This window comes from Bacteroides sp. AR29 (assembly GCF_900217715.1).
Lineage (GTDB): Bacteria > Bacteroidota > Bacteroidia > Bacteroidales > Bacteroidaceae > Bacteroides > Bacteroides uniformis.
Map to the genome: position 1 here is coordinate 61,710 of NZ_OBMS01000012.1, position 26,049 is coordinate 87,758.

Here is a 26,049-nt window from a genome sequence, read left to right on the forward strand (position 1 = left end):
ATAATACGTTATGAATCGTACTTTTATCACTACTTTTGCAGCGTTTAAACGTAAATAAACATTATGAGTACAATAATCTTGGGAATAGAATCTTCTTGTGATGACACTTCTGCAGCTGTCATCAAAGATGGTTATCTGCTTTCGAATGTGGTGGCCAGCCAAGCTGTGCATGAAGCATACGGCGGGGTAGTGCCTGAACTGGCTTCCCGCGCGCACCAACAAAATATAGTTCCGGTAGTGCATGAGGCATTGAAACGCGCCGGAGTAACCAAAGAGGAATTGAGTGCTGTGGCCTTTACGCGTGGACCGGGATTGATGGGGTCGTTGTTGGTGGGGGTATCTTTCGCCAAAGGGTTTGCCCGTTCATTAGGTATTCCTATGATTGATGTTAATCATTTGACTGGTCATGTGTTAGCTCATTTCATTAAAGCAGAAGGTGAAGATAATGTGCAGCCGGAATTTCCTTTCCTCTGCTTGCTGGTTTCCGGTGGAAACTCACAGATTATCTTGGTGAAAGCCTATAACGATATGGAAATTTTGGGGCAGACCATTGATGATGCCGCCGGTGAAGCCATTGACAAATGCTCGAAGGTAATGGGATTGGGATATCCGGGTGGTCCGATTATTGACAAACTGGCTCGGCAAGGTAATCCTAAAGCCTTCTCGTTCAGCAAACCGCATATTCCAGGGTTGGATTATAGTTTCAGCGGACTTAAGACCTCGTTTCTTTACTCTCTGCGCGACTGGATGAAGGACGACCCCGATTTCATCGAACATCACAAGACGGATTTGGCGGCATCACTGGAAGCTACCGTTGTAGATATCTTGATGGATAAGTTGCGCAAAGCTGCCAAACAATATAAAATAAAGGAAGTGGCTGTTGCAGGAGGCGTTTCTGCCAATAACGGATTGCGTAATGCTTTCCGTGAGCATGCCGGGAAGTATGGTTGGAAAATATTTATTCCGAAGTTCAGCTACACAACGGATAACGCTGCCATGATTGCCATTACCGGATACTTCAAGTATATGGATAAGGATTTTTGTCCGATGGAAGCACCTGCTTATTCACGCGTAACTTTAGGATAATATATAATAAGGTATGAAGTTGGAAGAAAAGGTAGGAGAGCTGCTGAAAGCAAAGAAATTGTCCCTTTCCACCGCAGAAAGTTGTACGGGTGGAGGGATTGCCGCTCTGATTACTTCCGTTCCCGGCAGTTCGGAATACTTTAATGGTAGTATAGTGGCGTATTCCAATGAAATAAAGATGTCTTTGCTGCATGTATCTGCCGAAACTTTGGAAAAACATGGAGCAGTAAGTCGCGAAACTGTTACAGAAATGGTGAAAGGTGCGATGAAAACGCTGAAAACAGATTGTGCAGTGGCTACTTCCGGTATTGCAGGTCCTGGAGGTGGGACTCCGGAAAAACCGGTGGGTACGGTGTGGATAGCCGCTGCCTATAAAAATGAAATCGTTACCATGAAGCAGGAGGGAGACGAGGGAAGAAAGGGAAATGTGGAAAAAGCAATTCAAAATGCCCTTTTGTTGCTTTGTGAGAAGCTGAAATGAGGAAAAAATGCTATCATACAGTGAATTATTTTAAGAAAAACTTGTTTGGTAACGATAAAAGTGCTTACTTTGCGCTCTGTTTGAAATAGGCAAAAAAGAAAACTATAAAATTAAGATAGAAATGTCAAAGATTTGTCAAATTACCGGAAAGAAGGCCATGATTGGCAACAATGTTTCACACTCAAAGAGAAGAACAAAGAGAACCTTTGATTTGAACTTGTTTAACAAGAAGTTCTACTATGTAGAGCAGGATTGCTGGATCAGCCTTAGCATTTGCGCTAATGGTTTGCGCATTATTAATAAGAAAGGACTGGACGCTGCTTTGAAAGATGCGGTAGCTAAAGGTTATTGTGATTGGAAAAGCATTAAAGTTATTGGCTAAAGTAGAGGAGAATACTGATTATGGCAAAGAAAGCAAAAGGTAACAGAGTACAGGTGATTCTGGAATGCACAGAACACAAGGATAGCGGTATGCCGGGTACTTCTCGTTATATTACGACGAAGAACAGAAAGAATACCACAGAGAGATTGGAGTTGAAGAAATACAACCCGATTCTGAAGAGAGTGACAGTACATAAAGAAATTAAATAATAAATCTATAACTTATGGCAAAGAAAGCGGTAGCAACCTTGCACGAAGGAAGCAAAGAAGGACGTTCTTATACAAAGGTTATCAAAATGGTGAAGTCTCCTAAGACTGGTGCTTACATCTTTGATGAACAGATGGTCCGTAATGAAGATGTTCAGAACTTCTTTAAGAAATAAGATAAATACAGTGGCTGTAAAGCGCTGATGACTTATAAAGATCCCCTTGTCGGTATTTCCGGTAAGGGGATTTCTTTTTAAAAAGAGGACGAAGTTTTTAATATTCGTCAGTTTTGTTATATCTTTGCTGAAAATGCGAAGATAGGCTGCACCTCAGCATAAAAAATGAACGGGTTCATTTTATTCTGCATCCGGTTTGCACTATCTTTGCAGGGAATGCGAAAACAGGTTGCATAAAAATAATTAGTGTATGGGATTTTTTAGTTTTTTCTCCAAGGAAAAAAAGGAAACATTAGATAAAGGATTATCTAAGACCAAAGAAAGTGTATTTGGCAAGATTGCGCGTGCCGTGGCAGGAAAGTCAAAAGTTGATGATGAAGTATTGGATAACCTGGAAGAGGTGTTGATAACTTCGGATGTGGGCGTGGAAACGACACTGAAAATTATTGAACGTATCGAAAAGCGTGCAGCAGCCGACAAATATATGAATGCCACTGAGCTGAATCATATTTTACGTGATGAAATTGCAGCGTTGCTTACAGAGAATAATTCGGAGGATGTGGATGACTTTGAAGCACCGATTGCGAAGAAACCATACGTCATTATGGTAGTGGGCGTCAATGGTGTAGGGAAGACTACTACGATTGGCAAACTGGCTTATCAGTTCAAGAAAGCCGGAAAGTCTGTTTATCTGGGTGCTGCCGATACTTTCCGTGCTGCTGCTGTGGAGCAGTTGGTGATATGGGGTGAACGGGTAGGTGTGCCTGTTGTGAAGCAGAAAATGGGTGCTGACCCGGCTTCTGTCGCTTTTGACACACTGAGTTCCGCAACTGCCAATAATGCCGATGTGGTAATTATAGATACGGCAGGACGCCTTCATAATAAAGTCGGTTTGATGAATGAACTGACGAAAATCAAGAATGTGATGAAGAAGGTTGTCCCTGATGCTCCGAATGAGGTGTTGCTTGTGTTGGATGGCTCAACCGGGCAGAATGCATTCGAGCAAGCCAAGCAGTTCACTCTGGCAACGGAGGTTACGGCAATGGCTGTTACAAAGTTGGACGGAACAGCCAAGGGTGGCGTAGTCATCGGCATTTCAGACCAGTTTAAAATTCCGGTTAAATATATTGGATTGGGTGAAGGCATGGAAGATTTGCAGGTGTTCCGTAAAAAGGAATTTGTTGATTCACTGTTCGGGGAGAATGCATGAAACGGAAGACTATAGATATCATCACTTTAGGATGTTCTAAAAACCTGGTGGATTCGGAACATTTGATGCGTCAGTTGGAGGAAGTGGGATTCCATGTGACACATGATGCGGAAAGACCGAAGGGACAGATTGCCGTAATCAATACTTGCGGTTTCATCGGTGACGCCAAGGAGGAATCCATTAATATGATTCTGGAATTTGCGCAGGCCAAGGAGGAAGGAAACTTGGAGAAGCTTTATGTAATGGGTTGCCTTTCGGAACGTTATCTGAAGGAATTGGCCGTTGAAATTCCCCAGGTGGATAAATTCTATGGTAAATTCAATTGGAGAGAGTTGTTGCAGGATTTGGGAAAGGCCTATCATGACGAGCTGCACATAGAGCGCACATTGACCACTCCCAAGCATTATGCCTATTTGAAGATATCCGAAGGGTGTGACCGTAAATGTTCTTATTGCGCTATTCCCATCATTACGGGACGGCATGTGTCGCGCCCGATGGAGGAGATACTTGACGAGGTGAAGTATTTGGTTGCACGGGGTGTAAAGGAATTCCAGGTTATAGCCCAGGAGTTGACCTATTACGGAGTAGATTTATATAAGAAGCAAATGTTGCCCGAGCTTGTTGAGCGGATTTCGGATATTCCCGGAGTGGAGTGGATACGCTTGCATTATGCCTATCCGGCACATTTTCCGACTGATTTATTCCGTGTGATGCGCGAGCGTGACAATGTATGCAAATATATGGATATTGCCCTGCAACATATCAGTGACAATATGCTGCAAAAGATGCGTCGCCATGTGACGAAGGATGAGACGTATAAGCTGATAGAACAATTCCGTGAGGAGGTTCCCGGTATTCATCTCCGTACTACACTGATGGTGGGGCATCCAGGAGAAACTGAAGCCGATTTTGAGGAGCTGAAAGAGTTTGTCCGTAAAGTGCGTTTCGATAGAATGGGGGCTTTTGCGTATTCGGAAGAAGAAGGGACGTATGCCGCTGCTGAATATGAGGATTCTATTCCCCAGGAAGTGAAACAAGCGCGCTTGGATGAGTTAATGTCTATTCAACAAGGCATTTCAGGGGAGTTGAGTGCGGAGAAAGTAGGCAGGCAGATGAAAGTAATCATTGACCGGCTGGAAGGCGAATATTATATTGGACGTACAGAATTTGATTCTCCCGAAGTGGATCCTGAGGTTTTGATTGAGCGTGGAGACAGGGCGTTGCATATAGGTAACTTTTACCACGTAGAGATAGTAAATTCCGATGATTTCGACCTTTTTGGACGAATAATTTAAAGATTTTTCCTTATCTTCTTGCATATGTGAAGAAGATTTGCTAATATAGCACCGTAGTTCAATTTAAAGGCTTACATTTTGAATAACAAAGAGTTTACTTCTGAATTGTCGCGGAGGTTAGGGTACACATTGAAAGATACTTCTGAGCTGGTTGCTTCATTGCTGGCAGATATGACACGGCAGTTGGAGGAGGGGAATATTATCTCTATACAAGGGTTCGGTACATTCGAAGTGAAAAAGAAGGCAGAGCGTATATCTGTGAATCCGACTACAAAGCAACGTATGCTGGTGCCTCCCAAATTGGTGTTGACCTATAAGCCGAGTACATTGTTAAAGGATAAGTTTAAGTAACCGGCTTTTAAAAAATCTCCCGTATTATGAATGAGAAACTGAACATACAAGACCTGATTGACACGCTGGCTGAAAGGCATGGCATGAGCAAGAAGAATGCGGATAGTTTTGTGAAAGAATTCTTCCAGCTGATTGAGGAGTCTTTGGAGAAGGACAAATATGTGAAGATACGAGGTTTGGGGACTTTCAAGCTGATAGATGTCGGGAGTCGTGAAAGCGTTAATGTGAATACGGGGGAAAGGTTTGAGATACAAGGGCATACAAAAGTGTCGTTTACACCGGAACCGGCTTTGAAAGATATTATCAATAGACCATTTTCGCATTTTGAAACTGTAGTTTTGAATGACGCTACGGTGCTTGAGGACACCCTGCAGGAAAATGACAGTGAAGATGATGAAGATACTGAAATCAAAACTCCGGAACAAGAGGTGGAGGAGAAGGTTGCCTTAGTGGAAGAAGCCACGATAGAAGAACCTTTGGTGGAAACTGTAGTCGAAGAGCCGTTAGTTGAGCCCGAACCGGAAGTTGAAGAGGAGAAACCGGAAAAAACTGAACCTGAAGCAATGCCTGAAAATATAGTTGCTGTTGAACCGGAACCGTCTGAGCCAGTGATAAAAGATACGGCAGATTCTTCGACTATGAAATATTTTATAGGCATCGTTGTATTTGTAGTGTTGTTGTGTGGTGGTGCCGTAGCTTTCATGTATTATCCGGACTTGCTTGACAAACTTACTGCAAAGCCTCTTGTAGAAGAGGTTGCAGACTCGGATGTGAAGGAATCTGTTACTGAAAAGGTGGATGTCCCTGCCGGTCAAGACAATATTGCCTTGACAGACAGCATTGTTTCAAAAGATGTTGTAGTTCCTGCCCGGACAGATACTGTGGCAGAAACTGTTGCTACAACAACTCCTGCGCTTACAACAACTCCAAAGGAAAATGTACAGGCACAGTCTCCCGCTCCTAAAAAAGAGCAGAAAAAGACAGTTGCACCGTTTGAACCGGATTCTGTGGGGTATACGATTGTGGGAACAGAAACCACTTATACCATCAAGGAAGGGGAAACGCTGACTAGGGTAGCGCTTCGTTTTTATGGGACAAAAGCTCTTTGGCCTTATATCGTGAAGCATAATCCCGGCGTAATCAAGAATCCGGATAATGTACCTTATGGTACCACTATCAAGATACCGAAATTAGCCAAGAAGCAGTAAAAAATTACTGCTTCTTTTTTGTTAAATACTAAACTCTATGAAAGTAGTTTAATCTAAAAGGTTTCGCATAGTTTTTTAATAAAAATTAGTTGGTATGGTTAATTTATTCCCGTACTTTTGGGAGCGAAAAAAATAATTGCCGGTTCAAAACCGGATAAATGAAGAAATTAAACATTAAAAAATAGATTGATTTATGGCTGAAACAATTGACATCCGCGAACTGAATGAGCGGATTGAAAGACAAAGTGCTTTCGTTACCAATCTTACCACAGGTATGGACCAGGTCATTGTAGGACAAAAGCATCTGGTAGAGTCGTTGTTAATTGGTTTGTTGTCCGATGGACATGTGTTGTTGGAAGGTGTGCCCGGTTTGGCAAAGACTTTAGCTATCAAGACGCTTGCTTCGTTGATTGATGCGCAATACAGCCGCATTCAGTTTACGCCTGACTTGTTGCCTGCCGACGTAATAGGTACAATGGTTTACAGCCAGAAGGATGAAACGTTCCAAGTAAAAAAAGGTCCGGTCTTCGCAAACTTTGTTTTGGCCGATGAAATCAACCGTGCTCCGGCCAAAGTACAGAGTGCTTTGCTGGAAGCCATGCAGGAACGTCAAGTTACTATCGGCAATGAAACTTTCGGGTTGCCCAAACCATTCCTGGTGCTTGCCACACAGAATCCTATCGAGCAGGAAGGTACTTATCCGCTGCCCGAAGCGCAAGTGGACCGTTTCATGCTGAAAGTCGTAATAGACTATCCGAAGCTGGAAGAGGAGAAACTGATTATCCGTCAGAATATCAATGGTGATAAATTTGAAGTGAAGCCCATTTTGAAGGCAGACGAAATTATTGAGGCTCGTAAAGTGGTTCGCCAGGTGTATCTGGATGAGAAAATAGAAAAATATATTGTTGATATTGTATTTGCTACCCGTTATCCGGAAAAATATGATTTAAAAGAACTGAAAGACATGATTGGTTTCGGCGGTTCGCCCCGTGCTTCCATCAACTTGGCCTTGGCTGCTCGTAGCTACGCGTTCATCAAGCGTCGCGGTTATGTCATTCCGGAGGATGTGCGCGCTGTGGCACACGACGTACTTCGCCACCGTATCGGCTTGACTTACGAGGCGGAAGCCAGCAATATGACATCTGATGAAATCGTCAGCAAGATACTGAACAAGGTTGAAGTGCCCTAACGCATAATAGAGGTTTTCGTAAACTTGAGGTTTACAATCCTATACCTGAGGTTTAGCGTCGTAAACCTTAGGGTTGAGTACCGAAAACCTCACCCCTTTTCATAGGGAAGTTTCTGTTATAAACTAAATTGCGCTTGTGTGCTTAAATGAGATTATTAAAATAAATCAATGGAAACAACAGAACTTTTGAAGAAAGTCCGTCAGATTGAGATAAAGACGCGCGGATTGTCCAACAATATCTTTGCCGGGCAGTATCACTCTGCCTTCAAGGGTAGAGGTATGGCATTCTCCGAGGTGCGCGAGTATCAGTTTGGCGATGACATACGCGACATTGACTGGAATGTGACCGCCCGCTTCAACAAGCCTTACGTCAAGGTGTTTGAGGAGGAGCGCGAATTGACAGTGATGTTGTTGGTAGATGTTTCCGGTAGTTTGGAGTTCGGTACGGTAAAGCAGATGAAGAAGGATATGGTGACGGAAATTGCCGCTACACTGGCATTCTCTGCCATTCAGAATAATGACAAGATTGGTGTCATCTTCTTTTCGGACCGGATTGAGAAGTTTATTCCGCCCAAGAAGGGACGTAAGCATATACTTTACATCATCCGCGAACTGATAGATTTTCATGCGGAAAGCCGGAGGACGAACATCCGTTTGGGATTGGAATATCTGACGAATGTGATGAAACGCCGTTGCACGGCATTTGTCTTGTCCGACTTCATCGACCAGGAAAGTTTCAAGAACGCCATGACCATTGCCAATCGTAAGCATGACCTGGTTGCCGTTCAGGTGTACGACCGTCGTGTGGAAGAATTGCCACCCGTGGGACTGATGAAGATTAGGGATGCCGAGACGGGACATGAGCAGTGGATTGACACCTCCTCGCGTGCCGTGCGCCGTGCCCATCATGATTGGTGGGTGAACAAGCAGGCGGAATTGAATGAAACGTTTACCAAGAGTAATGTCGACAATGTGTCGGTACGTACCGACCAGGATTATGTCAAGGCATTGATGAATTTGTTTGCGAAACGAAATTAATCGGAAAATGAAAAGATATTTATTTCTGATAGCGTTATTGATAGCATGGTCGGGAAGGGTAGTAGCCCAGTCGGTAACGGTAGATGCTACGATTGACTCTTTGCAGATTCTTATTGGAGAGCAGGCAAAGATAAAGCTTCAAGTATCTCTGGATGCCGATAAGCGTGCCATATTCCCGGTATATACCGATACGCTGGTGAATGGGGTTGAAATTATTGATGTGGCCAAGCCTGATACGCAACTGCTGAATGATGGCCGGCGTGCATTGATAACTCAAGAGTATACAGTTACCTCTTTCGACTCGGCTCTTTATTATCTGCCGCCTATGGAAGTGACGGTGGATAATGAGAAGTATCGCTCCAAAGCGTTGGCCTTGAAAGTATATTCGGTGAATGTCCCGTTAGACCCGGAGAATCCGGAACAGTTCTTCGGTCCCAAAACAGTGATGCAAGCGCCTTTTGCCTGGGAAGACTGGTATGGTCTTATGGCTTGTGGTGCGCTGATTATCCCGATAGGGATATTACTTGTCTATCTGATAATGCGCTTCTTCGACAATAAGCCTATTATCCGTAAGGTGAAGGTAGAACCTAAGCTGCCTCCCCATCAGTTGGCTATGCAGGAGATAGAACGTATCAAGAATGAGAAGGTATGGCAGAAAGGGGAACCGAAGGAATATTATACGGAATTGACCGATGCTCTTCGTACATATATAAAAGACCGTTTTGGTTTCAATGCTTTGGAAATGACTTCTACGGAAATCATAGATAAGTTGCTGGAAATGAAAGATAAGGAAGCAATATCGGATTTGCGTGAATTGTTCCAGACTGCTGATTTGGTGAAATTTGCCAAGCATAATCCATTGATGAACGAAAATGACGCTAACCTGATTAATGCCATTGACTTTATTAATGAAACCAAGGAGAAAGAAGAGGAGAATGCCAAGCCGCAGCCTACGGAGATTACCATTATCGAGAAACGTTCTTTGCGTACCAAGATTTTGCTGGGAACGGGTATTGTAGTGTTGGCTGTAGCCCTTGTCAGTTCATTGATATATATCGGATTGGAGTTGTATAATTATTTTGCTTAATACAGGAAAAGTGACTTCAATCGGATATACATGAGTGAAAAGTGAGGGATGTTTGGAGCGAAGCTGAATTGTAAATCGTTAAATCGTACATAAATATGGTTTTTGCCAATATTGAATATTTATTTTTGCTGCTGTTGCTTATACCTTATATAGTATGGTATATTATGAAGCGGAAGAATAGTGAAGCTACGCTTCAGATTTCGGATGCCCGTGTGTATGCCCATACCCCTAAAAGCTATAAGAACTATTTGTTGCATGTACCGTTTGTATTGCGGATAATTGCCTTGATACTGATTATTCTTGTTTTGGCACGTCCGCAAACCACCGATAGCTGGCAGAACAGTGAGATTGAGGGTATTGATATCATGCTTGCTATGGACGTTTCTACCAGTATGCTGGCCGAAGACCTGAAACCTAACCGGTTGGAAGCGGCGAAGGATGTGGCGGCAGAGTTTATTAACGGACGTCCGAATGACAATATAGGTATAACTTTGTTTGCTGGAGAAAGCTTTACGCAATGTCCGTTGACAGTAGACCATGCCGTATTGTTGAACTTGCTTAAAGATATGAAGTGTGGGCTGATTGAAGACGGAACGGCAATCGGTATGGGTATTGCCAATGCCGTTACCCGTTTGAAGGATAGCAAGGCAAAGTCGAAAGTCATTATTCTGCTGACGGACGGTGTCAATAATAAAGGTGATATTTCTCCTTTGACGGCTGCTGAAATAGCCAAGAGTTTTGGCATTCGCGTTTATACTATTGGGGTAGGAACCAATGGTATGGCTCCTTATCCTTATCCGGTAGGCGGAACAGTGCAATATGTCAATATGCCCGTCGAAATTGATGAAAAGACTTTGACACAGATTGCCGGAACAACGGAAGGTAACTATTTCCGTGCCACCAGCAACTCGAAGTTGAAGGAAGTGTACGAGGAGATAGACAAGCTGGAGAAAACAAAATTGAATGTAAAAGAATACAGCAAGCGCCAGGAAGAGTACCGCTGGTTTGCGTTGGCTGCTTTCTTGTGTGTATTACTGGAGGTACTGTTACGCAACTCTATATTGAAGAAGATACCGTAAAAACGGAGAATGTCTTTTAGTGTATCAGTCATTGCGTAGCCAAATTGTAAATTGTAAATTGCTAAATTGTAAATAAAAAGATGTTTCGATTTGAAGAACCTGCATATTTGTACTTGTTGCTGCTGCTGCCTTTATTGGCGGCCTTCTACTTGTACTCCAATTATCGGAGGAGGAAAGCCATTCGTAAATTTGGTGACCCTATACTGATGGCACAGCTAATGCCGGATGTTTCCAAATACCGTCCGGATGTGAAGTTTTGGTTGGTTTTTGCGGCTATCGGGTTGTTCACGGTACTGCTGGCACGTCCGCAGTTTGGTTCCAAACTGGAGACGGTAAAACGCCAGGGAGTGGAAGTGATGATTGCGTTGGATATATCCAATTCCATGCTGGCACAAGACGTACAGCCAAGCCGCTTGCAGAAGGCAAAACGGCTGGTGGCGCAGTTGGTAGATAAGATGCAGAATGACAAGGTCGGTATGATTGTTTTTGCAGGTGACGCATTTACCCAGTTGCCTATTACGAGTGATTATATTTCTGCCAAGATGTTTTTGGAGTCCATCGATCCTTCGCTGATTTCCAAGCAAGGTACGGCAATTGGAGCTGCAATAAATCTGGCTGCCCGGAGTTTTACACCTCAAGAAGGAGTGGGACGTACTGTTATTGTCATCACCGACGGTGAAAACCATGAAGGTGGTGCCGTAGAAGCTGCTAAGGCTGCTGCTGAGAAAGGTATCCAGGTCAATGTATTAGGGGTAGGTATGCCTGAGGGTGCCCCCATTCCAATAGAGGGTACTAATGATTATCGTCGTGACCGTGAAGGTAATGTAATCGTTACTCGCTTGAATGAGCAGATGTGTCAGGAAATTGCTCAGGCAGGAAATGGTATTTATGTGCGCGTAGACAATACCAATGGTGCACAGAAAGCGATTAGTCAGGAAATCAACAAGATGGCAAAGGCAGATGTGGAAACACAGGTGTACACGGAATTCAATGAACAGTTTCAGGCAGTGGCATGGATTATTCTGCTGTTGTTACTGACTGAGATGTTGATATTGGAGCGCAAGAATCCTCTGTTCCGCAACATTCATTTATTCTCTAATAAGAAATGATGCGTATGTTACAGAAAAAATATATTGGAATAGTTTTGCTGCTGTTAGTGGCAGCTTCAGCTTCTGCACAGAAGGCGGAACGCGATTATATCCGTAAGGGAAACCGTTTTTTTAAGGATAGCGTATATGTGGATGCAGAAGTGAACTATCGGAAGGCTTTGGAGGTAAACCCGAAGTCAACGGTTTCCATGTTCAACCTGGGAAATACATTGACCCAGCAGAACAAGCTGCAGGAAGCGATGGAGCAATATGTGGGAGCTACCAAGATAGAAAAGGACAAATCGAACTTAGCACAGATTTATCATAATATGGGAGTCATCTTTCATTCTCAGAAGGATTATGCAAAGGCGGTAGAAGCCTATAAGGAGTCGTTACGCAATAATCCGAAAGATGATGAAACGCGCTATAACCTTGCTTTGGCACAGAAACAGTTGCAAGACCAGCAGCAGAACCAGGATCAGAATCAAGATCAGGATAAACAGGACCAACAGAAGGAGCAGGATAAACAGCAGGATCAGCAGAAAGACCAGCAACAGAATCAAGACCAGCAACAACAACCTTCTCAGCCGGAAAAGAAAGATAATGAGATGTCTAAGGAAAATGCCGAGCAGCTATTGAACTCTGTCATGCAAGACGAGAAGGATGTGCAGGATAAAGTGAAAAAGCAGCAGGTACTTCAAGGAGGTCGTCTGGAAAAAGATTGGTAACAAACATAATAGGAATAATATATGAGAAAAATAGTTTTCTTATGGATAGCACTGATTGCAGTCAGTATGAATGCCTTTGCCGATGGCAAGGTATCGTTTACTGCGTCCGCTCCTGACGCTGTGGCGGTAGGAGACCAGTTCAGACTGTCGTATACGGTGACTACACAAAAGGTAAGGGATTTTCGTGCTCCTTCTATGAAGGGATTTGATGTGTTGATGGGGCCTAGCCGCTCGCAACAGAGTAGCGTGCAGATGATTAATGGGCAGACGACTTCAACCAGCAGTATTACGTTCACTTATATTTTAATGGCGACTGCAGAAGGTGATTTTACTATTCCAGGAGCCACTATCACTGCTGATGGTAACCAAATGGTTTCGAATTCTGTACAAGTAAGGGTTCTTCCGGCAGATCAGGCTGCTAATGGAGCTTCTGGAAATGGTGGCAAACAGAGTGAGGGCACTGCCAGCCGCGCTTCTTCCGGGACATCTGTATCGAATAGTGATTTGTTTATTACAGCTACTGCCAGTAAGATGACGGTGTATGAACAAGAGGCTTTTCTGCTGACATACAAGATATATACCTTGGTGGACTTACGTATGTTTGATAATGTGAAATTGCCCGACTTCAAAGGATTCCATTCTCAGGAAGTAGAATTGCCTAATGACAGAAGATGGGGATTGGAGCATTATAAAGGTAGAAATTATCAGTCTACAATCTATCGTCAGTTTGTGTTGTTCCCGCAACAAGCCGGTAAGCTGACAATTGATGCAGCACGCTTTGATGCTTCCATTGCAAAGGCTACACAAGTTGCTGATCCGTTCGAGGCATTTTTCAATGGAGGAAGCAATTACGTAGAAGTTAAAAAGACAATTTTGACTCCGCAACTGACAATTGACGTAAAGCCCTTGCCGGCAGGTAAGCCAGCCGATTTTTCGGGAGGAGTGGGAGAGTTCAATATAACTTCTTCTATCAATAGTACAAATGTCAAGACCAATGATGCTGTTACTGTCAAACTTGTCATTTCTGGTACCGGTAATCTGAAATTGCTCTCTAATCCGGAAGTTAAATTCCCCGAGGATTTTGAAGTATATGATCCGAAGGTGGACAATAAATTCCGTCTGACAAATTCGGGCCTCTCCGGTAGCAAGGTCATTGAGTATCTGGCAATTCCTCGTAATGCGGGAACTTATAAGATTCCTGCCGTAAAGTTCAGTTATTTTGATATTAATTCCCGTTCGTATAAAACGTTGACTACGGAAGAGTATGAATTGCATGTGGAAAAGGGAGCAGGCAATGCTGCTCAGACTATTGCAAACTTTACAAGCAAGGAAGAGTTGAAAGTATTGAACGAGGATATTCGTTTTATCAAGCAGAATAATGTTACTTTGTCTCCCAAAGGTGATTTCTTCTTCGGTTCGTTGACGTATTGGTTGCTTTATTTGATACCGGGTATTGCATTCATTACATTCTTTATCATCTATCGTAAGCAAATAGCAGCCAATGCAAATGTAGCAAAGATGCGTACCAAGAAAGCCAATAAAGTGGCGGTGAAACGTATGAAACAAGCTGGTAAATTATTGGCTGAGAATAAGAAAGATGCGTTTTATGATGAGGTTTTGAAGGCTCTTTGGGGGTATATCAGTGATAAACTGAACATTCCGGTATCCCGTTTGTCTAAGGATAATATCGAAGAGGAACTTCGTAATTATGGTGTGAATGATGCGTTGATAAAGGAATTCCTCGATGCATTGAATAACTGTGAGTTTGCCCGCTTTGCTCCGGGTGATGATAACCAGGCTATGGATAAGGTATATTCAGCTTCTTTGGAAGTTATCAGTAAAATGGAAAACTCGATAAAACATTAATCAGGAGGAAATGGTAATGAATAAAATATTGTTTTTTACTCTTAGTCTAGTGATGGCAATTACTGCCTATGGGCAGAATTCTGCATCTGTAGATACATTACAGACTGCTAGTGACTCTACATCCGTCGGTTCACATGCGGAATTCTCTGCTGCAAGGCAAGAAAGCAATGTGACAAAGGCTGAAGGTGACAGCGCTTATATACGGAATGATTATGCTTCTGCCATTCAAATATATGAGAATCTGTTAAAGAAGGGAGAGGCTGCAGAGGTCTATTATAATCTTGGCAACAGTTATTATAAGGCAGATGATATAGCAAGAGCTATATTGAATTATGAGCGTGCCTTGTTGTTGGAACCTGGTAATGCTGATATTCGTGCAAATTTGGAGATAGCACGTTCTAAGACAATCGATAAGGTAATCCCAATTCCTGAGGTTTTCTTTGTATCTTGGACTAAATCGTTGATTAATTGTCTTAGCGTAGACGCATGGGCTAAGTTGGGGATTGTGTTCTTTGTACTATTACTCGTTTCGTTCTATCTCTTTTTCTTTTCAAAACAGATTACGGGAAAGAAAGTGGGATTTATTGCAGGAATAGTATTCCTGGTTCTTGTTATATTGAGTAATGTGTTTGCTGCTCAGCAAAAAGGCGAACTGATGGAACGTAACGAAGCTATAGTGTTGGCACCTAGTGTCACAGTGCGTAGTACTCCCAGTGAAAGTGGTACAAGTCTGTTCATTCTTCATGAGGGACGTAAAGTTGAGATAAAAGACAACTCTATGCGTGAATGGAAAGAAATTCGTTTGGAAGATGGTAAAGTAGGGTGGGTTCCAGCTTCTGCCATAGAAGGTATTTAAATTTTCCCTGTATTCTAAAAACAGCTCGTATAAACCCGATAATTCTGCTTTATACGAGCTGTTTCTGTCTATTTTTAGGAGCTTTTTCTCTGTACTTATAATTCTGCATACTTGAAAATGATTATTTTTTGGAGAGGCAATATTCTTTTTGAAAAAAGATAAAGAAATAGTTTGTTTTATCCTTTTTTTTCCTTAAGTTTATAGCGTGATAATAAAAAGTACAGAGTATTAACCATTAAATTTATGAATATGAGAACAATAACATTTAATGAATTACGTAAGATTAAAGACTCATTGCCTAGTGGTAGTATGCATAGAATAGCCGATGAACTTGGACTGAATGTTGACACTGTAAGAAATTTTTTCGGTGGACACAATTTTAAGGAGGGGAAAAGTGTTGGGATTCACTTGGAACCTGGACCAGATGGTGGATTGGTTATGATTGATGATACTACTGTTTTAGAGCGAGCTTTAAAAATTTTAGATGAAATGGCAGGTAAGACTGAAGAAGCTGTTCGAGCTTAAGAAGAGAAAGTTAGATAGAATCCCAATTGCTGACAACAATTGGGATTTCTTGTTTGTTTTAATCTCAAAATCAATGATATATGGAAGATAAATTAGTTACTTTGGCAATCTTAACGTACGCGAAAGCTCAAATATTGAAAAATGTTCTTGAAAATGAAGGTATTGAGACTTATATTCACAATGTAAACCAGATACAACCGGTTGTTTCTTCTGGCGTACGTGTACGTATTAAGGAGAGTGACTTACCTCATGCTCTGAAAATTACTGAAAGCTCTGCGTGGTTATCTGAAGAGGTAGTGGGGGGGAAGTCACCTAAACTGGAGAAGGTTAGTAATAAAGTGCTGATTCCAGTGGATTTTTCCAATTATTCTTTGAAGGCTTGCGAGTTCGGTTTCAATTTCGCTCAGAATATAGGTGCAGAAGTTGTTTTGCTACATGTTTATTTTACTCCTATATATGCAACTTCTTTGCCATACGGAGACGTATTTAACTATCAGCTAAGTGATGAGGAGAATGTAAGGAGTATCTTACAAAAAGTTCATGCTGATTTGAATGCATTATCTAATAAAGTAAAAGAGAAGGTAGCTTCCGGCGAGTTTCCAGATATTAAATATACTTGTGTCTTGCGTGAAGGTATTCCTGAAGAAGAGGTACTCCGCTATACCAAGGAATATCGACCACGCATTATCATAATGGGAACTCGTGGTAAAAGTCAGAAGGATATTGATTTGATCGGTAGTGTAACGGCTGAAGTGATTGAACGTAGCCGTGTACCGGTATTGGCCATTCCTGAAAATACTCCATTCAAGCAATTTTCTGAGGCTAAGCGTATTGCATTCATTACTAATTTTGATCAACGTGATTTAATAGCTTTTGATTCACTAATAAATAATCTGAAATCATTTAAGTTTTCAGTGTCTCTGATACATCTTTCAGATGTTCAGAATACATGGAATGAAATAAAACTGGCTGGTATTAAGGAATATTTTCAAAAACAATATCCACAATTGGAAATACACTATGATGTGGTAAAGAACGATAATCTGCTTAGTAGTTTAGACAGTTATATCAAGAGTAATCATATTGATATTATAACATTAACTTCTTATAAAAGAAATATATTTTCGCGCTTATTTAACCCTGGCATTGCCAGAAAGATGATTTTCCATTCTGATACACCATTGTTGGTAATTTATGGAAGACCGAATTAGGTGTTGAATATGGATAATATGGTTTCTGTTCAATATCAGTATTATGTTTAATATAGCGCTGGAATAATTTAATCTAATTTTAATTTCTTCTCTCCCTCACTTAAGAAATAACATTCTTTACTTAATGATATAACAATAATAAAAGCCTAATTAATAATTTAATTAGGCTTTTATTATTATGAAAGTATTACATCAACTTTTCAATTTCTTCGAATTCAGGGCCCATTTGCAAATTATAATACACTCTATACAGACCATTTAACCACAAATCTTTTTGATCAGGTTTCAGTTCTCTTGCCTTTTCATAATAAGGTTTTGCCTTTTCATAGAAAGTCTTCAGAGTAGCCTGGTCTTCTTTATACTTCGGATCATTAATATCTGTAGTTGCTTTTTCTGAGAAATCTTGTGCTTGTAAGCAGTAAATTAAGCCTAAATTAGAGTATGCTTCTGCATAATTAGGATCTACTTCTATAGTTTTTTTATAGAATTCAATAGCTTTATCATAGTCCTTCATATTGTGATAAAGGTAGCCTTTTACATACAAATAGAATGTATTGTTAGGATCTTTAGCCAACATATCATCAGCAAACTGCATAGCTTCGTCATATTTGTTGTTATTGCTATAATAATCAATCAAATGACCGAAGAAGAATGAATGTTCAGGATATTTCTGGATACCTTCTTTTAAAGAAGCAATCCATTTAACAGTATCACCTTCAGCTTTCAATGCAGTAGAGATAAATTCCATTGCGTATTTCCCAACTTCTTTATCATCTTGCGCATAAGGAGCATACTTCAAAATACTAGGATAATCTTCCATCTTAGCAGCTGCTAAACTTGCATAATATGCTATTTGGGGTAATACAGTATCTGTTTGTAATAGATTTTCCTTTTCAAACATCGGGTTGATAGCAATATCAATGTATGTTGCAAAGAAATCTAATGCTTTTTTATTGTCTTCATTGGCTGCATCGCCTTCTTTCTGTGAGGCCAAATTAAAGAATTGGATACCGCCATTGATCAGATTACCGCGTTCTGCTAAAATTGTAGCAGAATTAGATTTTCTATATTTATTCTTGATTTTGCCCTTTTCATTGGGAATTTGTGCCAATTCGTCACATTTGAAGTAGAATTTACACATGTTCAATGCGCTATTATATACCTGAAGAGTGTCATAAGGTTTTCTCAGATAGGCATTTTCCATTTCTTTCTCACTTCTTTTTCTTTGGATAAGACCTGCTACATCCCACGTTTCGGCATTGTCCTTTGTTTCGGGATTGGTTAAAGCCTGATTTATCAGTTCCTCTGCTTTGGCAAAGTCAGGATTTACTCCGTTAGCAATACTTTTAGCCTCTTTTACGTTCTTTTCTTGGGCGAAAGTAAAGCTTGCGACAAGTAGTAAAACCATTGAAAATAATACTCTTTTCATGATTGTAGAAAATTTAAATTAATATTATGTCTATTCTTCATTTTCATTGTTTACCTCGTTCTGAGGGCTTTCAAGGGTATTTTCTTCCCCCTCCTCTATAAGTTCCTCTTCATTTTCTGAAGTGACTTTACATACAGAGCCGATTTCGTCATTACGTTTCTCAAGGTTGATTAGACGCACACCTTGTGTAGCACGTCCCATGATACGAACATCGGCGACTTTCAGACGGATGGTAATACCGGATTTATTAATAATCATCAAGTCATTTTCATCTGTAACAGACTTGATAGTTACTAATTTACCCGTTTTATCGGTGATATTCATTGTTTTCACACCTTTACCTCCACGATTGGTCTTGCGATAATCTTCAATATCCGAACGTTTGCCATATCCTTGTTCCGATACAACCATAATTGTTTCCGCTTCAGGATCTTTGATGCATATCATACCTACTACTTCGTCTTGACCGTCTTCATCCAATGTCATACCACGTACACCGGTGGCAGTACGTCCCATAACGCGCACAGCACTTTCATGGAAACGAATGGCACGTCCGTTACGGTTGGCAATGATGATTTCATTGTCGCCGTTTGTCATACGCACTTCGATTACACGGTCGTCTTCACGGATAGTGATAGCATTTACACCATTTTGGCGAGGACGTGAATACTGCTCAAGCAATGTTTTCTTAATGACACCATTCTTAGTACAGAACAATACATAATGGCTGTTGATAAATTCTTGGTCGTTCAAGTTCTTCACGCGCAAATAGGCGTTTACAGCATCGTCAGAGTCGATATTCAACAAATTCTGGATGGCACGACCTTTCGAATTCTTAGTACCTTCGGGGATTTCGTATACCTTCAGCCAGTAACACTTACCTTTCTGTGTAAAGAACATCATGGTATTATGCATGGTTGCAGGATAAATATGCTCTACAAAGTCTGCATCGCGGGTTTCGGTACCTTTGGAGCCTACCCCACCACGGTTTTGCGCACGGAATTCGCTCAGCGGTGTGCGTTTGATGTATCCCATGTGCGAGATGGTGATAATCATTTCATCATCTGCATAGAAGTCTTCCGGATTGAATTCTTCTGATGAATAGACAATTTCCGAGCGACGTTCGTCACCATACTTCTCTTTTACTTCAATCAGTTCATCTTTAATGACTTTGCGGCAGAGTTCGTCATTGACAAGGATTTCTTCCAAATAAGCAATCTGCTTCTGAATTTCCTCATATTCGGCGTGCAGCTGGTCTTGCATCAATCCTGTGAGCTGACGCAAACGCATTTCAACAATGGCACGTGACTGAATTTCACTGAGTTGGAATCGCTCCATCAAACCTGATATAGCATCATTCGGGGTTTTAGCAGCACGGATAATCTTGATTACTTCGTCGATATTATCAGATGCAATGATTAATCCTTCCAGAATATGTGCACGTTCTTTGGCCTTGCGCAAATCATACTGAGTACGGCGGATGACTACGTCGTGTCTGTGCTCAACGAAGTATTTTATCAAATCCTTCAGATTCAGCAGACGTGGACGGCCATGTACCAATGCAACATTGTTCACACCAAAAGATGTCTGCAGCATTGTCATCTTGTAGAGCTTGTTGAGTACAACGCTGGCATTTGCATCACGTTTTACATCAATAACGATACGCATACCTTCACGGTCGGATTCGTCATTAGCATTGGCAATACCTTCAATTTTCTTTTCGTTGGCCAAATCGGCTATATTCTTAATCAATTCAGCTTTGTTGACACCATAGGGAATTTCTGTCACAACGATTTTATCGTGCGTCGAACCAGTCTCAATTTCGGCTCTAGCACGCATTATGACACGTCCGCGTCCCGTGAGATAGGCTTCGCGAACACCGCTCATACCGTATATATAGCCTCCGGTCGGGAAATCAGGAGCTTTGACATACGTCATCAGCTCTTCTATATCGATGTCATTGTTTTCGATGTATGCAATACAAGCGTCAATAACCTCAGATAGATTATGGGTCGGCATATTGGTAGCCATACCTACGGCAATACCAGATGCACCATTTACCAAAAGATTCGGAATACGGGCCGGCATGACGGTAGGCTCTTGCAAAGAGTCATCGAAATTGTTCTGCATGTCAACAGTCTCTTTCTCAAGGTCTGTCATCATGTCTTCACCAATTTTTCGCAAACGACACTCTGTATAACGCATGGCAGCAGCACTGTCACCGTCTACTGAACCGTAGTTACCTTGTCCATCTACCAACATGTAACGCATTGCCCAAGGCTGAGCCATACGTACAAGAGCTCCGTAAACGGACGAGTCGCCATGAGGGTGATATTTACCTAATACTTCACCTACAACTCTGGCTGATTTTTTATAAGGTTTGTCGGAGGTATTTCCTAATCCCATCATTCCGAAAAGAATTCTTCGGTGAACGGGTTTAAAACCATCTCTAACATCCGGAAGGGCACGTGAAACAATGACCGACATAGAGTAGTCAATGTACGATGACTTCATTTCCTCCTCGATGTTAATCTTTATAATTCTGTCTTGTTCAAGCATTTAAAAAGATTATTAATTATACATTTTCGGGTTCGTGAAAAACCACGCTAAAGTACTGCTTTTTTACGATATACAAAAGTTTTCCTCCATAAACTTTGTTGCCTGCAACATAAATATGGAAGTACTCCCTCCATTCCTCACCAAATTGCTATTAATATATAAGGTATAAAGTGGAAAAACAGATTTGAAATTTATGGCACGGGATTTGTATACTATTAAATCAGTTAAATATGATACGCTGAATTAATAAATGCGTATCTTTGTCGTGGATAACCTTTTTAATTGAGGAGAATTATAAAATATGAACAATCAATTTTCACAAAGAGTTTCAGACATAATTACTTATAGCAAGGAAGAAGCCAATCGATTGAGAAATCGCTATATTGGTCCGGAACACCTTCTGCTCGGCATGCTGCGTGATGGCGGAGGAAAAGCTATTGAAATATTGTTGAAACTTGATATAGATTTAAAACGAGTAAAAAGTCGTCTGGAGGGTTTCCTAAAGGATGCCGAGGACGATACTCTCTTGCCGGACGCTGAAGTGCCCTTGTCCCCGATGACGGCTAAGATATTGAAGATGTGTATGCTTGAAGCGCGTTTGCTGAAAAGTGCAACTGCCGATACGGAACATGTATTGCTGGCTATTTTGAAAGATGGCGACAATCTTGCTGCAACTGTTTTGGAAGAACACCGGGTGGATTATCAGGCTGTATTTGAACAGCTTTCGATGAAATCGACCAATCCGAATGCGGGAATGGGATTCACCGAGGATGATGAAGAGGATGAAGAAGATATGAATATGTCCCGCTCCTCCCGTACTGGGGGGGCTGGTTCGGCTTCGGCTGCACAGGCTGCATCCAGAAAGCCGTCCAATGATACTCCTGTGCTGGACAATTTCGGCGTAGACATGACGCGGGCTGCCGAAGAAGGCAAGCTGGACCCGGTTGTGGGTCGCGAACGCGAGATTGAACGTCTGGCGCAAATCTTGAGCCGCCGTAAGAAGAACAATCCAGTGCTTATCGGTGAACCTGGAGTCGGAAAATCTGCCATCGTAGAGGGTTTGGCATTGCGTATTGTGCAAAAGAAAGTTTCGCGCATTTTGTTTGAAAAGCGCGTGGTGATGCTTGATATGGCCTCTGTGGTGGCGGGAACAAAATACCGTGGTCAGTTTGAGGAACGTATCCGCTCTATCATCAACGAGTTGCAGAAAAATCCGAATGTCATCCTTTTCATCGATGAAATCCATACGATTGTAGGTGCCGGTGCTGCTGCCGGTTCCATGGATGCTGCCAATATGCTGAAACCAGCTTTAGCGCGTGGTGAAATCCAGTGTATTGGAGCTACCACTCTCGATGAATACAGAAAGAATATCGAGAAAGACGGTGCTTTGGAACGTCGTTTCCAAAAGGTGATTGTAGAGCCTACCACAGCTGAAGAAACGCTTCAGATATTGAAGAATATCAAGGAGAAGTATGAAGACCATCATAACGTGAGCTACACGGATGAAGCCCTGGAAGCATGTGTCAAGTTGTCAGCACGCTATATAACCGACCGCAACTTCCCGGATAAAGCTATTGATGCTTTGGACGAGGCGGGTTCGCGTGTGCATTTGACGAATATTAATGTTCCGAAAGAAATTGAGGAACAGGAAAAGCTGATTGAAGAGGCACGTAGCCTGAAGGCTGAAGCTGTAAAGTCACAGAATTTTGAGCTGGCTGCCAGCTACCGCGACCGTGAGAAGGAACTTTCTGTCCGCTTGGAGGAGATGAAGGTTGAGTGGGAAGCCCGTTTGAAGGATGACCGCCAAACGGTAGGTGAAGAGGAAATAGCCAATGTTATTTCAATGATGTCCGGTGTACCCGTACAGCGCATGGCGCAGGCAGAAGGACTTAAACTGGCCGGAATGAAGGAAGAACTACAGGCGAAGGTGATAGCTCAAGATGCTGCGATAGAGAAACTTACCAAAGCAATCTTGCGTAGCCGTGTAGGGTTGAAAGACCCGAACCATCCCATCGGAACCTTTATGTTCCTTGGCCCTACTGGTGTGGGTAAGACGCATTTGGCAAAGCAATTGGCAAAATATATGTTTGGCTCTGCCGATGCCTTGATACGTATCGATATGAGCGAGTATATGGAGAAATACACCGTATCTCGTATGATTGGTGCCGCTCCGGGATATGTGGGCTATGAGGAAGGCGGCCAGTTGACTGAAAAGGTGCGTCGCAAGCCGTATTCCATTGTCTTGCTGGATGAGATTGAGAAAGCCCATCCGGACGTGTTCAACATCTTGCTTCAGGTACTGGATGAAGGCCGTTTGACTGACAATTATGGCAGAACCATCGATTTCAAGAATACGGTTATCATTATGACCTCCAATATCGGTACGCGGCAGTTGAAGGAATTTGGCCGTGGCGTAGGTTTTGCGGCGCAAAACCGCACGGATGACAATGAACATTCGCGCAGCGTGATACAAAAGGCTCTGAACAAGACCTTTGCTCCCGAATTCTTGAATCGTTTGGATGAAATCATTACTTTCGACCAGCTCTCTTTGGAGGCCATCACAAAGATTGTGGACATTGAGCTGAAAGGTTTGTACGAACGGGTTGAAGCAATTGGTTACAAGCTGGTTGTGGAGGATGATGCAAAGACATTCCTTGCTTCGAAAGGGTACGATGTACAGTTTGGTGCGCGCCCATTGAAGCGCGCCATTCAGAACCACTTGGAGGATGGACTTTCCGAGCTGATAGTGGCGGAGGAGTTACAGCCGGGTGATACGGTAAACGTATCAGTAGACAAAGAAAAAGACGAGCTGAGCATCAGGAAGGCATAAGCTGTTCTTTATAAAAACCGTCAAAATGTCAGTCCTTATGGGCTGGCATTTTTTTTGTGCTATATCTGCCGGAATAATTAAAAATATAAATCTAAAAAATATAAATGTAGTATGCAAAAAGGTAATATTGGGGTAACTACTGAGAATATCTTCCCCGTCATTAAAAAGTTCTTGTATAGTGATCATGAAATTTTTCTCCGTGAGTTGGTTTCTAACGCGGTTGATGCTACACAGAAGCTGAAAACACTCTCCTCTATCGGTGAGTTCAAGGGTGAAGTTGGCGATTTAACCGTACATGTCTCGCTGGGAAAAGATACCATTACGGTGTCCGACCATGGTATAGGTCTTACGGCTGAAGAAATAGACAAGTATATTAACCAGATAGCTTTCTCTGGCGCCAATGACTTCCTTGAGAAATATAAAAACGATGCCAACGCCATCATCGGCCATTTTGGATTGGGTTTCTATTCGGCTTTTATGGTTGCCAAGAAAGTCGAAATCATCACTAAATCCTATCGGGAAGGCGCCCAGGCTGTAAAGTGGACATGCGATGGCAGTCCGGAGTTTACGATTGAAGACACTGATAAGGCAGAACGTGGTACGGATATCGTTCTTTACATAGACGATGACTGCAAGGAATTCCTTGAAGAAGCGCGCATTTCCTCTTTGTTGAAGAAGTATTGCAGCTTCCTCCCTATCCCGGTTGCATTCGGCAAGAAGAAAGAATGGAAAGACGGCAAGCAGGTTGAAACTGCCGAGGATAATATCATCAATGATTCCAACCCGTTGTGGACGCTGAAACCCAGCGAATTGAAAGATGAAGATTATAAGAAGTTCTACCGTGACCTTTATCCTATGTCCGACGAACCTTTATTCTGGATTCATCTGAATGTGGATTATCCGTTCCACCTTACCGGTATTCTGTACTTCCCCAAAGTGAAGAGCAACATCGAGTTGAACAAGAATAAGATTCAGCTCTATTGCAACCAGGTATATGTGACGGATTCGGTGGAAGGTATTGTTCCCGACTTCTTGACCCTGCTGCATGGTGTGCTCGATTCACCGGACATTCCATTGAACGTTTCCCGTTCTTATTTGCAGAGCGATGCCAACGTGAAGAAGATTTCTACATATATCACGAAGAAGGTGTCAGACCGTTTGCAGTCTATCTTCAAGAATGACCGTAAACAGTTTGAGGAAAAGTGGAATGACTTGAAAATCTTCATCAACTACGGAATGCTTACGCAGGAAGATTTCTATGATAGAGCCAAGGATTTTGCCCTTTTCACCGATACAGACAGCAAATATTATACTTTCGAAGAGTATAAGACGTTGATTAAAGATAACCAGACGGATAAGGATGGAAATCTGATTTATCTGTATGCCAACAATAAAGATGAACAATACAGCTACATAGAGGCCGCTACGAATAAAGGATACAATGTGCTGTTGATGGATGGACAGCTGGACATTGCGGTGGTGAGCATGTTGGAACAGAAGTTCGAAAAGGTTCGCTTCACTCGTGTAGACAGCGATATTATTGATAATCTGATTGTCAAGGAAGACAAGAAGAATGAAGCGTTGGAAGCCGGCAAGCAGGAAGTTCTTTCTTCCATCTTCAAGAGCCAGTTGCCCAAGATGGATAAGACGGAGTTCAACATCACGGCGCAGGCTTTGGGCGAAAATGCCACTCCTATCATGATAACTCAGAGCGAGTACATGCGCCGTATGAAGGAAATGGCGAATATCCAGGCTGGAATGAGCTTCTATGGCGAAATGCCGGATATGTTTAACCTGGTATTGAATTCAGACCATAAGCTGGTAAAAGAAGTTCTGGCAGATGAAGATAAGGAATGTGCTGCTGCCGTTGCTCCGGTTCAGGCAGAGATGGATGAAGTGAACAAGCAGCGTACTGACCTGAAAAAGAAGCAGGAAGGCAAGAAAGATGAGGATATACCGACTGCCGAAAAGGATAAAGTGAATGAGCTGGATAAGAAGTGGGACGAACTGAAAACACAGAAAGAAGGCATCTTCGCCGATTATGCTGCCAAGAATAAGGTTGTCCGTCAACTGATAGATTTGGCACTGCTGCAGAATGGTATGTTGAAAGGTGAAGCTTTGAACAACTTTGTCAAGAGAAGCATTGACCTGATAAAATAAGCCCCTTTA

General features: G+C 42.1%; 23 protein-coding genes. 21 read left to right on the forward strand and 2 right to left on the reverse strand.

Features of this window, described 5'->3' with window-relative positions; genetic code table 11:
• The first annotated feature begins 63 nt into the window (after window positions 1–63).
• From tsaD to CSD97_RS09750, 19 genes are all read left to right on the forward strand, one after another.
• Complete coding sequence (gene tsaD / locus CSD97_RS09660) at window positions 64–1,086, forward strand: tRNA (adenosine(37)-N6)-threonylcarbamoyltransferase complex transferase subunit TsaD (protein ID WP_005827731.1); 1,023 nt, start codon at window positions 64–66, stop codon at window positions 1,084–1,086.
• Window positions 1,087–1,099: 13 nt separating this feature from the next.
• Window positions 1,100–1,567 carry a CinA family protein gene (locus tag CSD97_RS09665; RefSeq protein ID WP_008664496.1) on the forward strand — a complete coding sequence of 156 codons (468 nt, stop codon included), beginning with the start codon at window positions 1,100–1,102 and terminating at the stop codon, window positions 1,565–1,567.
• A gap of 121 nt (window positions 1,568–1,688) precedes the next feature.
• A complete protein-coding gene (gene rpmB, locus CSD97_RS09670) occupies window positions 1,689–1,949 on the forward strand; it encodes a 50S ribosomal protein L28 (RefSeq protein ID WP_004291052.1) in 261 nt (86 codons plus the stop codon).
• 20 nt (window positions 1,950–1,969) lie between these two features.
• Complete coding sequence (rpmG, locus tag CSD97_RS09675; RefSeq protein WP_002560155.1) at window positions 1,970–2,158, forward strand: 50S ribosomal protein L33; 189 nt, start codon at window positions 1,970–1,972, stop codon at window positions 2,156–2,158.
• 14 nt (window positions 2,159–2,172) lie between these two features.
• A complete protein-coding gene (locus CSD97_RS09680; protein ID WP_005827735.1) occupies window positions 2,173–2,331 on the forward strand; it encodes a DUF4295 domain-containing protein in 159 nt (52 codons plus the stop codon).
• A 250-nt stretch (window positions 2,332–2,581) separates the two neighbouring features.
• The gene (gene ftsY / locus CSD97_RS09685; RefSeq protein WP_005827738.1) at window positions 2,582–3,541 is read left to right on the forward strand and encodes a signal recognition particle-docking protein FtsY; all 960 of its coding nucleotides are present in this window, start codon (window positions 2,582–2,584) and stop codon (window positions 3,539–3,541) included.
• The gene (gene rimO, locus CSD97_RS09690) at window positions 3,538–4,836 is read left to right on the forward strand and encodes a 30S ribosomal protein S12 methylthiotransferase RimO (protein WP_009038370.1); all 1,299 of its coding nucleotides are present in this window, start codon (window positions 3,538–3,540) and stop codon (window positions 4,834–4,836) included. Before ftsY ends, rimO begins: the two co-directional genes overlap by 4 nt.
• Window positions 4,837–4,914: 78 nt before the next feature.
• The gene (locus CSD97_RS09695) at window positions 4,915–5,187 is read left to right on the forward strand and encodes an HU family DNA-binding protein (RefSeq protein ID WP_005827742.1); all 273 of its coding nucleotides are present in this window, start codon (window positions 4,915–4,917) and stop codon (window positions 5,185–5,187) included.
• A gap of 26 nt (window positions 5,188–5,213) precedes the next feature.
• The gene (locus tag CSD97_RS09700) at window positions 5,214–6,395 is read left to right on the forward strand and encodes an HU family DNA-binding protein (RefSeq protein ID WP_005837202.1); all 1,182 of its coding nucleotides are present in this window, start codon (window positions 5,214–5,216) and stop codon (window positions 6,393–6,395) included.
• A gap of 193 nt (window positions 6,396–6,588) precedes the next feature.
• Window positions 6,589–7,584 carry a MoxR family ATPase gene (locus tag CSD97_RS09705; RefSeq protein ID WP_005827745.1) on the forward strand — a complete coding sequence of 332 codons (996 nt, stop codon included), beginning with the start codon at window positions 6,589–6,591 and terminating at the stop codon, window positions 7,582–7,584.
• A 168-nt stretch (window positions 7,585–7,752) separates the two neighbouring features.
• Complete coding sequence (locus CSD97_RS09710; RefSeq protein ID WP_005827747.1) at window positions 7,753–8,622, forward strand: DUF58 domain-containing protein; 870 nt, start codon at window positions 7,753–7,755, stop codon at window positions 8,620–8,622.
• Window positions 8,623–8,629: 7 nt separating this feature from the next.
• Window positions 8,630–9,709, forward strand: a complete 1,080-nt coding sequence (locus tag CSD97_RS09715) for a hypothetical protein (RefSeq protein WP_016273797.1) — start codon at window positions 8,630–8,632, stop codon at window positions 9,707–9,709.
• A 95-nt stretch (window positions 9,710–9,804) separates the two neighbouring features.
• Window positions 9,805–10,788, forward strand: coding sequence for a VWA domain-containing protein (locus CSD97_RS09720; RefSeq protein ID WP_005827750.1), 984 nt, complete (start codon window positions 9,805–9,807; stop codon window positions 10,786–10,788).
• An 80-nt stretch (window positions 10,789–10,868) separates the two neighbouring features.
• Window positions 10,869–11,897 (forward strand): VWA domain-containing protein, encoded by a 1,029-nt coding sequence (locus CSD97_RS09725; protein WP_022402392.1) that lies wholly within the window; start codon window positions 10,869–10,871, stop codon window positions 11,895–11,897.
• A complete protein-coding gene (locus CSD97_RS09730) occupies window positions 11,894–12,604 on the forward strand; it encodes a tetratricopeptide repeat protein (protein ID WP_044468212.1) in 711 nt (236 codons plus the stop codon). The genes CSD97_RS09725 and CSD97_RS09730 overlap by 4 nt, the downstream gene beginning before the upstream one ends.
• A gap of 21 nt (window positions 12,605–12,625) precedes the next feature.
• Complete coding sequence (locus CSD97_RS09735; protein WP_005837196.1) at window positions 12,626–14,470, forward strand: BatD family protein; 1,845 nt, start codon at window positions 12,626–12,628, stop codon at window positions 14,468–14,470.
• Window positions 14,471–14,480: 10 nt separating this feature from the next.
• The gene (locus CSD97_RS09740) at window positions 14,481–15,326 is read left to right on the forward strand and encodes a tetratricopeptide repeat protein (protein ID WP_022402395.1); all 846 of its coding nucleotides are present in this window, start codon (window positions 14,481–14,483) and stop codon (window positions 15,324–15,326) included.
• A gap of 249 nt (window positions 15,327–15,575) precedes the next feature.
• Complete coding sequence (locus CSD97_RS09745) at window positions 15,576–15,851, forward strand: DNA-binding protein (RefSeq protein WP_085929906.1); 276 nt, start codon at window positions 15,576–15,578, stop codon at window positions 15,849–15,851.
• 80 nt (window positions 15,852–15,931) lie between these two features.
• On the forward strand, window positions 15,932–17,062 hold the full coding sequence (locus tag CSD97_RS09750) for a universal stress protein (RefSeq protein WP_098032334.1): 1,131 nt from the start codon (window positions 15,932–15,934) through the stop codon (window positions 17,060–17,062).
• A gap of 187 nt (window positions 17,063–17,249) precedes the next feature.
• Here the strand turns inward: CSD97_RS09750 and CSD97_RS09755 are convergent, their stop codons facing one another.
• Both CSD97_RS09755 and gyrA read right to left on the reverse strand, forming a co-directional pair.
• The gene (locus CSD97_RS09755) at window positions 17,250–18,491 is read right to left on the reverse strand and encodes a tetratricopeptide repeat protein (protein WP_005837195.1); all 1,242 of its coding nucleotides are present in this window, start codon (window positions 18,489–18,491) and stop codon (window positions 17,250–17,252) included.
• Between the two features lie 30 nt (window positions 18,492–18,521).
• Window positions 18,522–21,050: a DNA gyrase subunit A gene (gene gyrA, locus CSD97_RS09760; protein WP_016273790.1), complete on the reverse strand. Its 2,529-nt coding sequence runs from the start codon at window positions 21,048–21,050 to the stop codon at window positions 18,522–18,524.
• A gap of 301 nt (window positions 21,051–21,351) precedes the next feature.
• Between gyrA and CSD97_RS09765 the strand changes: the two genes are divergently transcribed.
• Together CSD97_RS09765 and htpG are read left to right on the forward strand one after the other, a co-directional pair.
• Window positions 21,352–23,880 carry an ATP-dependent Clp protease ATP-binding subunit gene (locus tag CSD97_RS09765; protein WP_005837192.1) on the forward strand — a complete coding sequence of 843 codons (2,529 nt, stop codon included), beginning with the start codon at window positions 21,352–21,354 and terminating at the stop codon, window positions 23,878–23,880.
• 111 nt (window positions 23,881–23,991) lie between these two features.
• Window positions 23,992–26,040 (forward strand): molecular chaperone HtpG, encoded by a 2,049-nt coding sequence (gene htpG / locus CSD97_RS09770; RefSeq protein ID WP_005837191.1) that lies wholly within the window; start codon window positions 23,992–23,994, stop codon window positions 26,038–26,040.
• The last annotated feature ends 9 nt before the right edge of the window (window positions 26,041–26,049 follow it).

Coding starts and splice junctions, on each gene's coding strand:
- CSD97_RS09735 (WP_005837196.1), top strand. CDS start 12,626: ATGAGAAAAATAGTTTTCTTATGGATAGCACTGATTGCAGTCAGTATG.
- tsaD (WP_005827731.1), top strand. CDS start 64: ATGAGTACAATAATCTTGGGAATAGAATCTTCTTGTGATGACACTTCT.
- ftsY (WP_005827738.1), top strand. CDS start 2,582: ATGGGATTTTTTAGTTTTTTCTCCAAGGAAAAAAAGGAAACATTAGAT.
- gyrA (WP_016273790.1), bottom strand. CDS start 21,050: ATGCTTGAACAAGACAGAATTATAAAGATTAACATCGAGGAGGAAATG.
- rpmB (WP_004291052.1), top strand. CDS start 1,689: ATGTCAAAGATTTGTCAAATTACCGGAAAGAAGGCCATGATTGGCAAC.
- CSD97_RS09700 (WP_005837202.1), top strand. CDS start 5,214: ATGAATGAGAAACTGAACATACAAGACCTGATTGACACGCTGGCTGAA.
- CSD97_RS09730 (WP_044468212.1), top strand. CDS start 11,894: ATGATGCGTATGTTACAGAAAAAATATATTGGAATAGTTTTGCTGCTG.
- CSD97_RS09740 (WP_022402395.1), top strand. CDS start 14,481: ATGGTAATGAATAAAATATTGTTTTTTACTCTTAGTCTAGTGATGGCA.
- CSD97_RS09725 (WP_022402392.1), top strand. CDS start 10,869: ATGTTTCGATTTGAAGAACCTGCATATTTGTACTTGTTGCTGCTGCTG.
- CSD97_RS09705 (WP_005827745.1), top strand. CDS start 6,589: ATGGCTGAAACAATTGACATCCGCGAACTGAATGAGCGGATTGAAAGA.
- CSD97_RS09755 (WP_005837195.1), bottom strand. CDS start 18,491: ATGAAAAGAGTATTATTTTCAATGGTTTTACTACTTGTCGCAAGCTTT.
- CSD97_RS09665 (WP_008664496.1), top strand. CDS start 1,100: ATGAAGTTGGAAGAAAAGGTAGGAGAGCTGCTGAAAGCAAAGAAATTG.
- CSD97_RS09750 (WP_098032334.1), top strand. CDS start 15,932: ATGGAAGATAAATTAGTTACTTTGGCAATCTTAACGTACGCGAAAGCT.
- rpmG (WP_002560155.1), top strand. CDS start 1,970: ATGGCAAAGAAAGCAAAAGGTAACAGAGTACAGGTGATTCTGGAATGC.
- CSD97_RS09680 (WP_005827735.1), top strand. CDS start 2,173: ATGGCAAAGAAAGCGGTAGCAACCTTGCACGAAGGAAGCAAAGAAGGA.
- CSD97_RS09715 (WP_016273797.1), top strand. CDS start 8,630: ATGAAAAGATATTTATTTCTGATAGCGTTATTGATAGCATGGTCGGGA.
- CSD97_RS09710 (WP_005827747.1), top strand. CDS start 7,753: ATGGAAACAACAGAACTTTTGAAGAAAGTCCGTCAGATTGAGATAAAG.
- rimO (WP_009038370.1), top strand. CDS start 3,538: ATGAAACGGAAGACTATAGATATCATCACTTTAGGATGTTCTAAAAAC.
- htpG (WP_005837191.1), top strand. CDS start 23,992: ATGCAAAAAGGTAATATTGGGGTAACTACTGAGAATATCTTCCCCGTC.
- CSD97_RS09765 (WP_005837192.1), top strand. CDS start 21,352: ATGAACAATCAATTTTCACAAAGAGTTTCAGACATAATTACTTATAGC.
- CSD97_RS09720 (WP_005827750.1), top strand. CDS start 9,805: ATGGTTTTTGCCAATATTGAATATTTATTTTTGCTGCTGTTGCTTATA.
- CSD97_RS09745 (WP_085929906.1), top strand. CDS start 15,576: ATGAGAACAATAACATTTAATGAATTACGTAAGATTAAAGACTCATTG.